At 65.8% G+C, this 14,709-nt stretch carries 12 protein-coding genes; 8 read left to right on the top strand and 4 right to left on the bottom strand.

All coding sequences use genetic code 11. The annotated features are described in order from the left end of the window. Positions 1-4 precede the first annotated feature (4 nt). A complete protein-coding gene (locus CVV72_RS41910; RefSeq protein WP_219151414.1) occupies positions 5-163 on the top strand; it encodes a polymorphic toxin-type HINT domain-containing protein in 159 nt (52 codons plus the stop codon). A 293-nt stretch (positions 164-456) separates the two neighbouring features. On the opposite strand, the gene CVV72_RS05930 is transcribed toward CVV72_RS41910, so the two are convergent. The 3 genes from CVV72_RS05930 to CVV72_RS05940 are packed head-to-tail and all read right to left on the bottom strand — an operon-like array spanning position 457 to position 3,689. Then, entirely contained in the window at positions 457-1,854 is a 1,398-nt protein-coding gene (locus CVV72_RS05930; protein WP_219151415.1) for a bifunctional lysylphosphatidylglycerol flippase/synthetase MprF, read from the bottom strand. A 21-nt stretch (positions 1,855-1,875) separates the two neighbouring features. Beyond that, a complete protein-coding gene (locus CVV72_RS05935) occupies positions 1,876-2,910 on the bottom strand; it encodes a rhomboid family intramembrane serine protease (RefSeq protein ID WP_219151416.1) in 1,035 nt (344 codons plus the stop codon). Next, on the bottom strand, positions 2,907-3,689 hold the full coding sequence (locus CVV72_RS05940; RefSeq protein ID WP_219151417.1) for an alpha/beta hydrolase family protein: 783 nt from the start codon (positions 3,687-3,689) through the stop codon (positions 2,907-2,909). The genes CVV72_RS05935 and CVV72_RS05940 overlap by 4 nt, the downstream gene beginning before the upstream one ends. Positions 3,690-3,908: 219 nt before the next feature. Here CVV72_RS05940 and CVV72_RS05945 point away from each other — a divergent pair, with 219 nt between their 5' ends. The 3 genes from CVV72_RS05945 to CVV72_RS05955 all read left to right on the top strand — a co-directional run bounded on the left by CVV72_RS05945 (position 3,909) and on the right by CVV72_RS05955 (position 6,042). After that, a complete protein-coding gene (locus CVV72_RS05945) occupies positions 3,909-5,186 on the top strand; it encodes an IS256 family transposase (RefSeq protein WP_219151418.1) in 1,278 nt (425 codons plus the stop codon). Positions 5,187-5,223: 37 nt separating this feature from the next. Then, positions 5,224-5,475 (top strand): integrase core domain-containing protein, encoded by a 252-nt coding sequence (locus CVV72_RS41915; RefSeq protein WP_370641948.1) that lies wholly within the window; start codon positions 5,224-5,226, stop codon positions 5,473-5,475. A gap of 147 nt (positions 5,476-5,622) precedes the next feature. Next, entirely contained in the window at positions 5,623-6,042 is a 420-nt protein-coding gene (locus tag CVV72_RS05955) for an OB-fold nucleic acid binding domain-containing protein (RefSeq protein ID WP_219151420.1), read from the top strand. Positions 6,043-6,229: 187 nt separating this feature from the next. Here CVV72_RS05955 and CVV72_RS05960 read toward each other — a convergent pair whose 3' ends face one another. Continuing rightward, positions 6,230-7,366: a helix-turn-helix domain-containing protein gene (locus tag CVV72_RS05960; RefSeq protein ID WP_219151421.1), complete on the bottom strand. Its 1,137-nt coding sequence runs from the start codon at positions 7,364-7,366 to the stop codon at positions 6,230-6,232. Between the two features lie 163 nt (positions 7,367-7,529). On the opposite strand from CVV72_RS05960, the gene CVV72_RS05965 reads away from it, so the two are divergent. Genes CVV72_RS05965 through CVV72_RS05980 form a run of 4 tightly spaced genes read left to right on the top strand, consistent with a single transcriptional unit; the run spans position 7,530 to position 14,599 of the window. Then, positions 7,530-8,120 (top strand): TIR domain-containing protein, encoded by a 591-nt coding sequence (locus CVV72_RS05965; RefSeq protein WP_219151422.1) that lies wholly within the window; start codon positions 7,530-7,532, stop codon positions 8,118-8,120. 10 nt (positions 8,121-8,130) lie between these two features. After that, positions 8,131-10,260 carry a PQQ-binding-like beta-propeller repeat protein gene (locus CVV72_RS05970; RefSeq protein WP_219151423.1) on the top strand — a complete coding sequence of 710 codons (2,130 nt, stop codon included), beginning with the start codon at positions 8,131-8,133 and terminating at the stop codon, positions 10,258-10,260. A gap of 20 nt (positions 10,261-10,280) precedes the next feature. Then, positions 10,281-10,715: a hypothetical protein gene (locus tag CVV72_RS05975; RefSeq protein ID WP_219151424.1), complete on the top strand. Its 435-nt coding sequence runs from the start codon at positions 10,281-10,283 to the stop codon at positions 10,713-10,715. Further along, on the top strand, positions 10,712-14,599 hold the full coding sequence (locus tag CVV72_RS05980) for an NACHT and WD repeat domain-containing protein (RefSeq protein ID WP_219151425.1): 3,888 nt from the start codon (positions 10,712-10,714) through the stop codon (positions 14,597-14,599). The genes CVV72_RS05975 and CVV72_RS05980 overlap by 4 nt, the downstream gene beginning before the upstream one ends. Positions 14,600-14,709 lie beyond the last annotated feature (110 nt).

Consider the following 14,709-nt stretch of genomic DNA (forward strand, 5'->3'; position numbering starts at 1 on the left):
GCTCGTGTCGGGTTCGCGGCTCCGGACCAGCACCGGTACCTTGGCGCAGGTCACCGCGACCCAGGCCAGGGACGCGCCCGCTCGTGTCCACAATCTCACCATCAATGCCCACCACACGTACTATGTCCTCGCCGGAGACACTTCGGTCCTCGTTCACAACTGAGGTTCCCCCCCCCGTTCGCCGGACACGGCGGGTGTGGGGTCAAGCGGTCGCGTCGGGTGGCGTAAATTCACTGGTCAGCGCCGGTGAGCGACTTTTGGAACCCCACAGGCGATCCACACGAACGTGTCCGACGACGTCACGAACTGGCTTATCGCCTCCAGCGAGGACTCCGGGCTTCCGGGATTACGACGGAATGCCGGGCCACGAGTTGTTTCAAAGGTCACTCGACGGAGAACCGACGAGTGGCTCGACAGTCGGTCGTCGAGCGGCCCCCGCGGGCGAGGTCGGGCCGTTCAGCGGCGGGTGATGACCTTGCCGATCAGCTGGAACGCTTGCTTGAACGTGATCCTCGGCAGATACGCTTTGGCGATGGCGTTGCCGACGCTTGGTAACGCCGCCACCCGCGGGTAGGCCATGTACAGCGGGAGGTACGTGGGCTGGAATTTGGCCTTGAAGGCCAGGAGCGACCGGAATCCGTAGACGGGTTCCAGCGTCTTGCCGACGACGTCGAGCAGTCGTTGCAGAACCGCGGTCTGTTCGTCCCGGTCGAGCCGCGCGAGTGGTGCGCCCGACAGGCTGAGGTACTCGGAGCCTTCGTCGCGGCAGCGGATGACCATGGACGCGATCAGGAATTCCATCACGCCGGGGAAGGCGTCCGGGCCGCGGCGCATGAAGTCCAGTGTCCAGGCCACGATCCGCCCTTTGTCGCGGACGGGGAGCCAGCTCGTGACGCCGTGGACACGCCGCTCGTCGTCGACCGCGACAAGACAACGGACGTCGGGGTCGGCGAGCTCGTCGAGGCCGCCGAGGGTGAACCTCATTTCCGGTAGTCCCTTGTCTGCCAGCCAGTCTCGGGACAAGGCTTTGATCTGGCCGGACATCCACGGCGGAGCGTCCGCATAGGACAGCCACTCGGTGGTGACACCGAACTTCTTGGCCTTGTTCATCGCGGTGCGGATGTCCTGCCACTTCTTTCCCTTGAATTCCAGGCCTTTCAGCGGGACGACGGTCTCTTCGGCGACTTGAACCGAGTTCCACGCCGGCAGGTCTTGCCGGAGTTCGTCGGTGATGCTGTAGAAGCACGGTGTCCACCCGTTGCGGACGCAGAATCGGGAGAACTCCTGTGCGGCGGCGCCTCTCGCGGCGGGTGCGCCGACCGGCTCGCCCGTGGTGAGCGCGACGGAGGAGATGACGCGGTAGGCGACGACGGCCTGGCCGTCCGGAGCGAACCAGTAGTCGTTGCCCGGCCAGGTGACCATGTGGGACATCGAGGTACCGCCATGGGCTTCGAGCAACTCCCGGGCACGGGCACGGTCGGACGCGCGTCGTTCGACGATGGCCTTCCTGAACGTGATCAACCCGCCGGTGAGCACGACGAGCCAGAAGAGCACGCCGATCCACTGGTGCAGCATCGTCGCGAGCCAGCCGTTGGGCAGCACCGTCGTTTCGATGGCGCCGAGGTAGCCGGGCGGAGCGAACCGGGTCGGGAGGTCCGTGAGGATTCCGCCGATCGTCGCCGTCGGTTCGAACTGGTCGCGTAGCAGGTAAGCGCCCCAGACGTAGACGACCGCACAGATCAGCAGCGCCTCGGCCGCGAGACCGGCGAACCTGCGGTAGGTACCCCGTGGCGCCGACACGTCGAACCTCGCCCTGGTCACCATCAGCAAGACGAGGATGGCGACCGGCTGCACCAGCGGGGCTAGTGTCTGTACCTAGTCCACTGTGGACCGTGGCGACGGCTCGTCCGCATAGGACGTCAACAGTACGGAGCCGAGCCCGACGAGCGCGAGGTTCAAGGCCATCGTGGCCCACCAGGCGAACTTCCGGCCTCTGCGCAGCCCCTCGGCCAGTACCAGCAGCAGAACGACCGGGACGACCGACATGAGGGCGGAGCCGAGACCGCTCATCCGGACCTCGGCGCGCAGCCTGCGGCATTCCACCAGCGCGCCGGGATCGGCGCACGTGGAATCCACGAAGCCGGGATCCGGTTGCGATCCGACCAGGAGGTACTGGAACACCGAGAGGGGACCGCTCGCGGTCTGAGACACCGCGGCGACCAGCGGGCCGACCGCCGAAGCCGCGACGGCCAAGGCCACCAGTAGCCGGGCCTCGCCTCTGGACGGCGGTGACGGCTCCTCCGCACTTTTACGTACTGTCAGCATGCCGAGCGCAAGCCCGATCAGAGCCGCGAAGACCTGGGACAGCTGAATCAAGGAGCCGACGTACAAGGCGAGCATGATCACGGCCAGCAGGAGGATCAGGCGCAGGCGCCTCCGCCAGACAGTGGACAGCGCGGAAGTTGCGGCGACGGCGACACCGACGGCACCGGCGGATGGGCCGACCTCGACCGCCGACAGCAGATCGGCGGACCACCATTCGTCGGCGCCTGAGCCGATGACGATCACCGCGGTCGCCGTCGTTCCCAGCACCTGGGTGATCAGGAAGACCGACATGGTCCGCACGGTCGACAGGTGCCGTTCGGCGAATCCGCACAAGACCGCGACGAGTACGGTGTTCCCGAGGTACTGGGCGAGTCCGCCGGACCAGAACGTCGAGGTGAACGGTGTCCACCATTGACCGCGAAGCGCTTGGTCGAAGCCGAAGCCGACCTTGTCCAGCAAGGCGCCGGACGGCCCGGACCACAGGCTCCCGGTGGCGAGCCCGATCAGCCAGAGCAGCACCACCATGGTGGTGGTGAAGGGGATGCCCAGCGGAAGCCGGGAGACTTTGCCGAACGATGCCTTCACTGCTTGACCAGTCCCATCCGGCCGGCCAGCCAAGCGAGTGAATCGCTCAGCCCGGCGGACCATGCTTGCCAGTTGTGCGCCCCCGGCGTTTCACGCCAGGTCACCTTGATCCCGTTGCGCTGAGCGGCTTCGAAGACGCGCTTCTGCTGCGGCAAGAACACCGAGTCGGACCTGCCGACGCTGAAGACGCCCGCGGATCCGGGGTAGCTGTGTGTGGTGAGCAGGTCGACCGGGTTGAACCGGCGGAACGCTTGCTCGTCCCCGCCGAAAATCTCGTCGACGGTTCTGGCCCGCGAGCCGAGGGTCGGTTCGTCTTGGCCGGAGATGTCCACGAAGGTGGGAAACACCGCCGGTTTGCGCAAGGCCAGCTGGAGTGCGCACGTTCCGCCGTAGGAATAGCCCGCTACGGCCCATTTCGAATTGTCCGGGTCGATTTGCAGGGTCTTCTTGATCCAGCTGGGGACATCCCCGGTCAGGTAGGTCTCGCTGTGGCCGAGACGTGAATCGACGCAGAGCGGGTTCGCGAAGGCGCTCCCGGTGGCGTCCGGCATCACGACGACCGGCGCGAGTCCCTTGTGCGCCGCGGCGAACCGGTCCATCAGCGTCGCGATCTGACCGCCGTTGATCCAGTCGCGGGGCCCGCCGGGCTGTCCATGGAGCAATACGAGCACTGGCAGCAACGGGCGAGGCGAGGTCCGGTAGGCGGGCGGGAGGTAGAGATACGCGTCGCGGGTAACCGGAAAGCGGGACGCCGTGGCGGGAATGGCAACCTGGGTCACCACCCCGTTCTTCGGCATCGTGGACGGTGGGTGCCAGCCCTCGAGCAGGGGATGTCCCGCTGATCGCGGAACGGGCCGACCAGGCACCGAGTGCAGGCTCGTGAACGGGACCTCGTTGGCAGGCGGCAGTTCGAAGGCGGCCGTGTCATGACAACCGTGTAAGCCGCGGATGGACCAAGATCGGATCGTCGTTGGCGATCCAGGAAGGCCCTTTCTGTGATGGAGAACACATCTCGCCCGGCCGGCTCGTCGTCGGCTGAAGTGCTTGCCGGAGCGCTTCCGCCGGGGGTATTGGACGCGCTGGTCAAAGAAGCGCACGCGAGCGGCGGTTCTTTGGGTGTGCAGGAATTGCTGAATCAGATGACGAAAGCAGTGCTCGAACGCGCGCTGGATACCGAAATGACCCATCATCTCGGGTATGAGAAAGGAGATCCCGCCGGAAACGGCGGCGGGAACTCCCGGAACGGCCGGTCGACGAAAACGGTGTCCACGACCAATGGGCCGGTCGAGCTGGCGGTGCCCCGCGATCGGAACGGTTCGTTCGAACCGGCGATCGTGCCGAAACGCGCGCGTCGCCTGGGGAATATCGACGAGGTGATCTTGTCGCTGTATTTCCGTGGAATGACGACCCGTGATATTGAATCGCACCTTCATGAAGTTTATGGCGTGAACGCCTCTCGGGAACTGATTTCCAATGTCACCGAGGTGGTCGCCGACGAGATCGCTCTGTGGCAGACGCGTCCGCTGGACGAGGTCTACCCGATTCTCTACGTCGACGGCATCCGCCTGCGGATCAAGGACAAGGGTGTGGTGACCACGAAGGTCGCCTACCTGGCCGTCGGTGTGGACGTCGAAGGCCGCAAGCATGCCCTCGGCTTGTGGATCGCCGACAGCGAAGCCGCGAAGTTCTGGGCCAAGGTCGTCACCGACCTGCGCAACCGGGGCCTGCGGGACATCCTGATCGCCTGCTGCGACGGGCTGACCGGACTGCCTGACGCGATCCGCGGCGTCTTTCCCGACACCGTGGTCCAAACATGCGTGGTCCACGTGATCAGAAACGCGATGCGGTTCGTCTCCTACGGTGACCGCAAGAAAGTCGCCGCCGGAATGCGATCCATTTACACCGCACCCACGCTCGAGGCCGCCGAGATCGCACTCAAGAACTTCGACAAAGAATTCGGCACCCAATACCCCGCCGCAGTCCAAGTCTGGCAGCACGCATGGAACGAATTCACCCCATTCCTGGACTATCCAGCCGAGCTACGCCGAGTTGTCTACACGACAAACCTGATCGAGAACATCAACTTCCAGCTCCGGAAACTCACCAAGAACCGCGGCCACTTCGACAGCGACGCCGCCGCCATGAAACTTCTCTATCTCGGACTCCGAAACATCACCAGCCACCGCGGAGGACCATCAGGAACCGGAACCTGGGGATGGAAACAAGCCCTCAACACACTCGTAGTCCTCTTCCCCGGCCGTCTACCAATCCATTAGAATAACCACACAAGCATCCGTGGCTTACACGGAAATCATGACAGGGCCGCGGAGCCCTGTCCGAGTTCCTCGGGCGAACGCGATCGCCGAGCGATGGGTAGGCAGTGTGCGTCGCGAATGCCTGGATCGGATACTCATCGTCAACCAGCGTCACCTGGAGCAAGTGCTGGCCGCGTATGTCGATCACTTCAACCGGCATCGGCCCCATCGCTCCTTGAATCAACGGCCGCCCGATCGAGTCCTGGTACCCGGCCGCGTGACCGGCACGGGACGGGGTTCGTCGGCGTGATCGGCTCGGCGGACTGATCCACGAATATCAGCAGGTCGCATGACGTGACACAGTTCTCGGGACCCACACGCCGGACCCGCCGTCGCCAGCCGCGACACCCACCTGCCCGGCATCGCCTCCGGCCTCGACGCCCCCGCCCTCCCCGGCATGACCGCCTCCGAGATCACCGCCGCGCCGACCTCTGGGCCACAGGCATCTCCCCGGACGAACACCCCATGCAATACCTGCGCGAATATCTCGACAGCCGGCGGCGCACTCACCACCGCCGCCGTCACCCGGGCCGGGAACGGCGCTACGATCTGGGTCGCCGGAGCCGCCACCCACCGCCAACGCCCCGCCACCGCCGGCGGCATCACCTTCCTCAACCTCGAAGACGAAACCGGCATGCTCAACATCGTGGTCACTCAGTGCCTGTGGGACCGGGAGCAGAAGATCGTGCGCAGCTCACCCGCCCTGCTGGTCCACGGAGTCGTCCAATCCCACCAAGGCGTCACCAGCCTCTCAGTCGACCACTTCGAACCACTCGGCCTGAGTGGGCTTGCCGGAAAATCGCGAGATTTTCGTTGAGAACAAACAAATGCAGGGTCTTGTAGGTCTCAATTCGCGCGGCCAATTCTCGATGATCTTGACCAACGGTTGGCCAATATGCTATCGAACTGAGACTGATCTTGGCGACCATAGCGGACGGCGAGGCCTGGATCAGACAAACGACCTTGGACAGCCAGGAATACTGATTGCGTCAGCGCCGCACCACTCAAGCCGGACGCTGTCCGTGCACGACGGCTGCCGCGGTTTCGACGAGGTTCCGCTGGCCAGGCGTGATCTTTTTAGTCCGCGCCTGGCCCACAAAGCGGCCCAAGTCTGCCCGGATGGTGGCGGAGTCCAGTTTTCGGATCGTGGGCAGGAGTGCCTCGATGACATGGCACGCCTGATCGAGGTGATTGATGCCGGCCATGGCAGTGGCCTGCCGGACCGTGAAGCGCGTGCGGGAGTTGCTGTTGTGTGGGTACGAGGGGTGGCGCTCGAGTTCGATAGCGAAGAGGTCGGCGGCGTGTTCGAAACGTCGGAGGCTGGCCATGCATGACGCTTCGATGAGGCGTGGGTTTCCGTTGTCGATGCGTGGGCCCCAGCGGGCCTCGTGTTTGTTGTCCTGTCGAGCGTGGTCTCGCGAGCGCTCCAAGGCTGCTTGGCAGGCCCCGTAGTCGCCGGCGGACGCGTGACATTGGGCTTCGCGCCGCGCTGCGTGGGCACGGATCAATGACGTGGCGGCAGGATGGCTTGACGCCTGGCAGGCCAGCTTGATCGCGGTGGCGGCATCGCCGCGGTGCTCGGCAATGAACGCTTTGCGGACGAGAGCATAAGCGGCCATTGTCTCGTCTCCGCCGTTCGCGCCCCAGCGAACCGCGAGCTCGGTCCAGTGCAACGCCCCGGCGGGGTTCCCTGCCTCCTGCGTCATCCATCCTGTGTACTCGGCGAATTTCGAGGCCAGCAGCCAGATTTCATCGCGCCCGTCAGCATCGGCCCGAGCAGCGGTCTCTGTCAGGATTCGCGCGATGGACCGCAGCGAGGTGTCCACGAATCGAGGACCGGCGGACCTGCCGATGTCCTTCAGCTCCTCCAGGATCCGCCGGTATCCGGCGATGACCGGGTCGAGCTCGACGGGGCCGTCGCCCGGTGCGTTGTGGCGAGCGGTCTCGACGAGTTCGATCAGTGTGCCGCCTGCGCCGAGCGCCGCGTCGCATGCCGCAGCCGCGGCGGACGTCGGGTTGCGGCGCCCGCTCTCCAGATTGCAGATCTGACCCTGGGACACATTCGCGCGCCGAGCGAGCTCACGTACGGTCCATTCCCGCCGTGCGCGAAGCCTTGCCAGTTCGACACCGAAGTCGCCCATACCGGCCAGGGTAGGCGGTGGCGCGGGTGGAACACAAAACGGTGAAGGACGTCCGATCGCTATTCAGATCAGGTTGAATAGCTGGATAGAGGTCAAGTCCTGCGTTCGGCCGATACGGTATCTCCGAAGCCTTTGTCAAGGTGGCCTAAGGGGGTGGGGCGGTATGCCCCGTGTGTTCCTGAACTTCCGCAAAGCGGACTCGCGCTGGATGAGGGACCGCGTCTATCAAGCCTTGGTCGACCGGTTCGGGGAGGGCGAGTTCTTCAAGTCGGGCGAGTCGATCCCGGCGGGTGCCGATTTCGCCGAAATCCTGCGGCGCCAGGCCGCCGAGTGCGAGTTGATGCTCGTGCTCATCGGCACGCTATGGCTCGATGCCCGTGGCGACGACGGCGCGCGGCTCCTCGATCGGACCCATGATTGGGTCCGCGTGGAGATCGCGACTGCGCTGAAGGCGGGAAACCGCGTCGTCCCTGTCCTCCTGGGTGACGGGACGATGCTGCCCGAGGCATCGGCGTTGCCACTTGAGATCGCAGAGCTCGGCAGGCTGCAGTTTGCCCGTGTTCCGGAGACTCACCTCGCGGAGGGGCTTGACCGATTGTGTACCGCGGTGGGGGCACTGCTGCCTGATATCGGGCGTGGGCCGGCGGCCGGCACGGAACCTGCCGCCGAATCGACGGTGACCATGACAGCGCATGTGTCCGGTGGAGGCAGTGCGTACCAGGCGGCGCGCGATCAGACGATCAGGCTGGCTTAGGAGTGGGGACGTGGACAAACTCGAAGCGGGTGATCTCCAGCAGGCAGGTCCGTATTCACTGATCGGTAAATGGGGCACGGCCGGTGCGGGAGAGATTTTCGTGGGACGCTCGGACGACGGGCGTGTCGTCCTGGTCACTGTGGTCAAGCCTGAGGTGGCTGCGGCTCCGGAATTCCGGGAGCGGTTCCGGGCTCGTGTCGAGGCGGCCCGGGCGGTATCCGGGGACTTCATCGCGCCGATGGTGGATGCTGACCCGGACGCGCAGCCCCCCTGGTCGGCGACCGCGTTCGTACGGGGATTGCCGCTTCGGCGGGCGGTGAACCGATACGGCCGGCTGGCGGAACCGGCCCTGCGGAAGGTCGTCGCAGGGCTCGCCCAGGCGATGACCCGAATTCATGCGGATGGATTGATCCACGCCGATGTAGGGCCGGACTCGGTGTTGCTGACGGTAAACGGACCTTGTATTTCCGCATTCGGCACTGTCGACGCCGGGTCACCGATGGACGACATGTTCGATCTGGGCGCAACGGTGCTGTTCGCGGCCTCGGGAAGTGAGCTTGAGCGTGTCCGGGGCGCCGAGCTGGACACGGTCACCAGCGCGCTGCCGACGTCGCTGCGCGAGGTGATCGGCGGCTGTATGGACCCGGATCCCTCGAGACGGCCCACCGCTGAGCAGGTCGTCGACTATCTCGACCGCCAGGATCTGCCGTTTCCTTCAGGAAACTGGTTGCCGGTAGAGCTGACTGCCGAGATCGAGGTACTCGCCGCGGCAACGGAGTCGAGAACGGTCGGCGGCAAGATCAGCCGTCGACATATGATCGTCGGTCTGGCTGGAGGCGCGCTCCTGATCGGTGGCGCGGCCGCCGCAACCGTGGCGTTCTCCTCCGAGGACCTGTCGCCGACGCCCGCCGGCCCCTCGGTGCGGACGCCTTCACCAGCGACGTCGTCGACAGGCGAACCGACTCCGGTCATCCTGGACGCACCGGATGCGACCAAGGCATGGACGGCCGCCGGGGGCAGCGCCCCGACGTACCTTGAGGCCTCCGACAAGGTGGTCATGATCGTCACGGACCAGACCACGGCCTTCGTGGACGCCTCGACGGGTAAGCCCGCGCTGCGCGCGCTGAACTCCACCAGCATGTTCGGGTCGAACGATTGGTCCCCGACAACGTATGCGGGTGGGGTCTTCTACTATCTCTGCGACCTGCCGGGTGGGCGCCACACGGTGGCCGCGGTCGACGGGACCACTGGGGACGCGAAGTGGGCGACCTCCATGGCCATGTCCGATGCCGGCAGTGCCTCGACCTACCACGCGAGATATGTCGCGGCCAGTGGCAACACCGTGTACGTGTGTGGGCGGGTGCAATCCCGGACGTCCTCGACCTCGGAAGAGACGACCGGTTACATCCGGGCGTTCGACGGCGCGACCGGCAAGGGACTGTGGCGGGTCGAAGGTACGGATATCAATAATGTGCTGGTGCCGCCATCGGGCTCGCACCTGCTCGCGGCGTCGAGCGTCCCGAGAGGCCAGGCGGGCCAGGTCCAGATGATCGACGCCGGCAAGCAGGGCGCCCGTGGCTGGAAGACAGCCATTCCGAAAGCCGCGTACTACTTCAATACCGGCTGGCCGTTGACGTGCTACGCCGCTGGGCTCTTCTTCTTCGCCGGTGGTTCCGGCGGTACACTCTTCGCCGTCGACGCGGCGACCGGTGTGGAGAAGTGGCATCAGCCGTTCGAGGCGAATAGTGGGGACCAGGTCCGGCTCGGCAGCCTGACCGCGAGCTTGGACGGCACGACGATCTACGTGCCGGTGGGCAGCGATCTCGCTGCCGTCAGTTCCGCCGACGGGACTCTCAAGTGGGTAGCAAGGCTCACCGGAGCCAGCCGCATCGGCGGCTCCAACATGTTCAACGCCTCTCTCAGAACCACCGGCAAGAGCGCGCAGTGCTCGGCCGACACCGTGTTCGTCACCGACACGGCCAAGACACTGTGGGCCATCGACGCGGCCACAGGCAAGGCCCGGTGGAAGTACAACGACCCAGGGCAGCCTGATCTCGGGTTCAAGTGGACCGTGGGTGGTGACCACGTGTTCATCGCCTCGAATCTGACCTTGACCGCGATCTCCACCCACGGAAAATAGGACGGCGACGGGGAGGAAGCGTGGATATCTCGAATATGGCTGGGGAACTAGCATCGGCCGCCGCCGAGCATTTGATCGATCTGTTGGCCACGGACGGCTGGGCCGCGATCAAGGCCTCGGTCCTGTCATTGTGGCGGCATTCGCATCGTGAGCCCGTCGAAGCCGAACTGACCGAGGCCCGCGCCGATTTGGTGCGGGCCACAAAGGCCGGTGACAGCGTGGAACTCCAGGGCCTGCTGGTCGCCGAGTGGCGGGCACGTCTCGCCAGGCTGATCGCGGAGCGACCGGAGGCTGCCAACGAAATTCGTACGCTGTTGTTCGAGATGTCACGTGATGCGGGATCAGCGGGGCAGCAGACCGCAGCCTCGATGACGCTGAAGGCGAGAGTCTCCGGCGGCGGCGACGCCTATCTGGCGGGCAGGGACATGACCATCGCCAAGGGCGGGGCCGAGTGACCGAGCCGGACGACCGCACTCGATCCAGCGGACACCCGCTCCGGCAGTCGATCAAGCTGGAGGCATCCGTCACGGGCGGGGGAGACGCCAACCTGGCGGGCCGGGATTTGACCATCATCAACAAGCCCGACGGGCCGCGCCGCACCTGGCCTGGTCCGGAAGCTCGCGCGATGCTGTGTCCGTATCCAGGGTTGATGTCATTCGGCGAGGAACAACGGGACTGGTTCTACGGCCGGGACCAGATGATCCACACCGTCTTGGAGCGGATGGACGCCCGGATACACGAGGGCGGTCCGCTGATGCTGATCGGTCCGTCCGGGGCGGGGAAATCCTCGCTCCTCGCGGCTGGCGTGCTCCCGGCGCTGGGTGGAGGCCGGCTGCCAGTGAAGGGATCGAGCGAGTGGCCACGGTTGCTGCTCACCCCGACGGCGTCCCCCGCTCTGGCGCTGGCCGTCGCCGCCGGAGCTGATGCCGACGATGCCCGCGGCCAGGCCGAGTCCTGGCGGTCCGATCCAGCGCGGTGTTCGCTGGATTTGCGCAGGATGACTGGTTCCGACGCCGCGTCGAAGGCCGGCGAGCGTCCCGAGACTGGTCTGATCGTGGTGGTGGACCAGTTCGAGGAGGTCTTCACGGCGTGCGCCGATGAGGCCGAGCGTGAGTGGTTCGTCGAGGTATTGGACCACCTGGCCAAGCCCGCGGGCGATACCGCGGTGGTACTGAGCGTGCGTGCGGACTTCTACGCCGCCTGCACGCCTTATCCACAGCTTCGGGCGGCACTGCAGGCCGGACCGGTGGTGCTGGGCCCGATGACCGAGAGCGAACTCAAGGAGGCGATCCGCCTTCCCGCCGCGGATGTGAACCTCGAGGTCGAAGACGGCTTGGTCGAAGTGTTGTTGACCGACCTCGGAGCGGTCGGAGGCCTGGCAGGCGCGGGCGCCGCCGGTCGGTTGCCACTGCTGGCACACGCGCTACGGGCAACCTGGCAGCAACGCAGCGGCCACCGGCTGACCGTGGACGGATATCGGGTCACCGGCGGGATCCAGCGTGCTCTCGCCAATACGGCGGACCGGCTGTTCGACGCGCTTCCGCCGACGAGTCGCGACATCGCACGGTGGGTGTTCCTGCGACTGGTCACCGTGGGACGCGACGCGGACGACACCCGTCGTCGAGCCAGATACGACGATCTGCTCAGGCACGCACCGGATCCGGAGGCGACCAAGGCTGTCCTGGACAACTTCACCCGCGGCAGGCTCCTGACTCGCGATCAGGACGCTGTGACGATCACGCATGAGGTGTTGATCCAAGCCTGGCCGCGCCTGCGGAAGTGGATCGAGCAGGACCGGGACGGCAACCTGGTCCGGCAGGACCTCGAAGAGGCCGCCGCTGCCTGGGATGACGCCGGGCAGGAGCCAGGCGCGTTGTATCGCGGCAACCGCCTGGAGCTCGCTCAGACCTGGGCCGAAAAGCACACGCAGGACCTCAGCGCCGAGGCCCGCGAGTTTCTGGCCACCGCCCAGCGCCATCAGCGTCGCGGGCAGCGGCTCCGGCGGTCAGCCGTCGCGGCGATCAGCGTGCTCGCTGTGGTCGCCTCTGTCGCCGCCGTGGTCGCGTTCGTGCAGAACGCCAACGCGATCCAAGCTCGCGACGAAGCTGTCAATGCCGCCGTCACCTCAAAGTCTTTGCAGCTGGCGCCCACCGAGCCCGCGCTGTCCGCGCAACTCGCCCTGGTCGCCTACCGCATGAACCCGACCCCGCAGGCGACATCCCGGTTGATCACCGCTGAGAACACGCCGATGGGTATCCGGTTGCCTGGATCCAAGGGCTCTGCCTACACCGTGGCCTACAGCCCGGACGGGCACACGCTGGCCGTCGGCTACGTGAACAAGAACATCGTCCAGCTCTGGGATGTCTCTGACCCCAGCCACCCGGTCGCGTTGGGCGGGCCCCTTCCCGAAGACGCTTCCGTCGACTCCGTCCTGGCGGTCAAGTTCAGCCCGGACGGCCGCACCCTGGCTGTCGGTGGCCATTCCAACCACGTCGGTAACTCCGGCTCCGGCGGCTTCGTCGATTTGTGGAATCTGACCAGCCCCAGCCATCCGGTCCTGCTGGGCCGGCCGGCGAGCGTTGGCGTGAGTCCCTTCGACTTCATGAGCTCCTTCAATTCGCTGGCATTCAGCCCGGACGGCCGCACTCTGGCCGCTGGACGGGCCGCTGGAATCGTGAGCCTGTGGAATGTCGCCCGCCCCAGTGACGTCACCTCGGAAGGAGAGGCGTTCGCGACCTGTATGTATCTCCGTTCCTTGGCGTTCAGTCCGGACGGTCGCACACTCGCGGCCGCCTGTGGTGCCACGGCGGGCACTGGCACCGACACCATCGGGCTGTGGAACACCCTCGACCCGAGTCACCCGAAGCTCCGAGGCGAGCCGCTGACCGTCGGTAGCGGAGTCAATTCGGTCGCGTTCAGTCCCGACGGTCACACACTCGCCGCCGGAGTCACAGACAACACCGTGCGCCTGTGGAGCCTCACTGACCTGGAACATCCGGTCCCGTTGGGCAAGCCGCTGACCGGGCCCGCCCAAGCGGTGATGTCGGTCGCGTTCAGTCCCGACGGTCACATGCTGGCCGCAGGCAGCGCCGATCACACCGTCCACTTGTGGAATGTCACCGCCCCGGAGCGTGTGTCACCATTGGGCAAGCCGCTGGCGGGTCCTCCTCTACCGGTCATGGCGGTCGCGTTCAGCCCTGACAGCCGCACTCTCGCGGCGGGGAATGCCGATGGCAACGTGGATCTGTGGAACCTGCCGCCGACGCAGCTGATCGGCGGGGGTGGCAACCTCGCTTCGGTCGCGTTCCGCCCGGATGGCCGCACCCTGGCCGCCGGGAACCAGAACGGCACCGTCAGTTTGTGGAATACGACTGATCCCAGTCATCCGGCCCCCAGAGGTGCGCCCTTGGCTGTGAGTTCCCAGGCGGTCAATGCAGTGGCGTTCAGTCCTGACGGTCGTACCTTGGCCGCCGGCGACAGCGTCGGCACCGTGACCTTGTGGAACATGGCCGAACCTGACCATCCCGTTCGCCTCGGAGAGCCACTCACCGGAGCCGGCGGGCTGATCTTCTCCCTCGGGTTCAGCCCCGACGGCCATACCCTGGCCGCGGCCGGAGACGACTACGAGAAGTCCTCCGGTATCGCCCTCTGGAACGTCAGCGACCCCGCGCATCCCACCACCAAAGGCGAGATCCGTACGGATCACACGAGATCCATCGTGTCGATCGCGTTCAGCCCTGATGGTCGCACGCTGGCCACCGGCGGCGACAGCAGCACCCACGAGGTCGGTCTGTGGAGCACGACGGCTTTCGCACCGTCGGTTCGCATCGGTCAACCGCTACCTCAACCCGCCGGAACCCATACCTGGGTGGCCTTCAGCCCTGACGGCCACACCCTGGCCACCGGGAACAGCAATGGCACCATCACCCTCTGGGACAGCACCGACCTTAATCACCTCACCCCGAGAGGCCAGCCCCTGGTGATGCCCGGCAGCAGCCTCTGGTCGATCGCGTTCAGCCCTGACGGCAAAACCCTGGCCGCCGCAGGCCATGCGAGCGTGGGCACCATCGCATTATGGAACGTCGTCGACCCCGACCACCCGACCGAGATCGGTGAACCGCTGACCGTCGCCACCGGACCCGTCTCTGTGTTGGCGTTCAGTCCGGACGGTCACTCCCTGGCCGCCACCACCGACAACGGGGTCGCCACTGTCTGGAACCTGAACGTCGAGGCCGCGATCCGGGCCATCTGCGCGAACAGCGCCGGCGCCTTGAACAGTCAGAACTGGAGCACATACGTCCCGATAGTCGAGTACACGCCACCCTGCCCTCAGGCATGATCGGCACAGTTCACGAGAGCAGAGAACATGAGCGACTGGTGAAGAAGAACGTTCGAATCGTGCTGCCCGCCGCAGCATGCATCAAGGATCCACTCTTGGAGCTGCGCGAG

Source organism: Amycolatopsis sp. TNS106 (assembly GCF_019330265.1).
Lineage (GTDB): Bacteria > Actinomycetota > Actinomycetes > Mycobacteriales > Pseudonocardiaceae > Amycolatopsis > Amycolatopsis lurida.

Bases quoted from the DNA above. Each gene is read 5' to 3' on its own strand.
- CVV72_RS05945 (WP_219151418.1), top strand. From the start codon at position 3,909: ATGGAGAACACATCTCGCCCGGCCGGCTCGTCGTCGGCTGAAGTGCTT.
- CVV72_RS41915 (WP_370641948.1), top strand. From the start codon at position 5,224: ATGACAGGGCCGCGGAGCCCTGTCCGAGTTCCTCGGGCGAACGCGATC.
- CVV72_RS05955 (WP_219151420.1), top strand. From the start codon at position 5,623: ATGACCGCCTCCGAGATCACCGCCGCGCCGACCTCTGGGCCACAGGCA.
- CVV72_RS05960 (WP_219151421.1), bottom strand. From the start codon at position 7,366: ATGGGCGACTTCGGTGTCGAACTGGCAAGGCTTCGCGCACGGCGGGAA.
- CVV72_RS05965 (WP_219151422.1), top strand. From the start codon at position 7,530: ATGCCCCGTGTGTTCCTGAACTTCCGCAAAGCGGACTCGCGCTGGATG.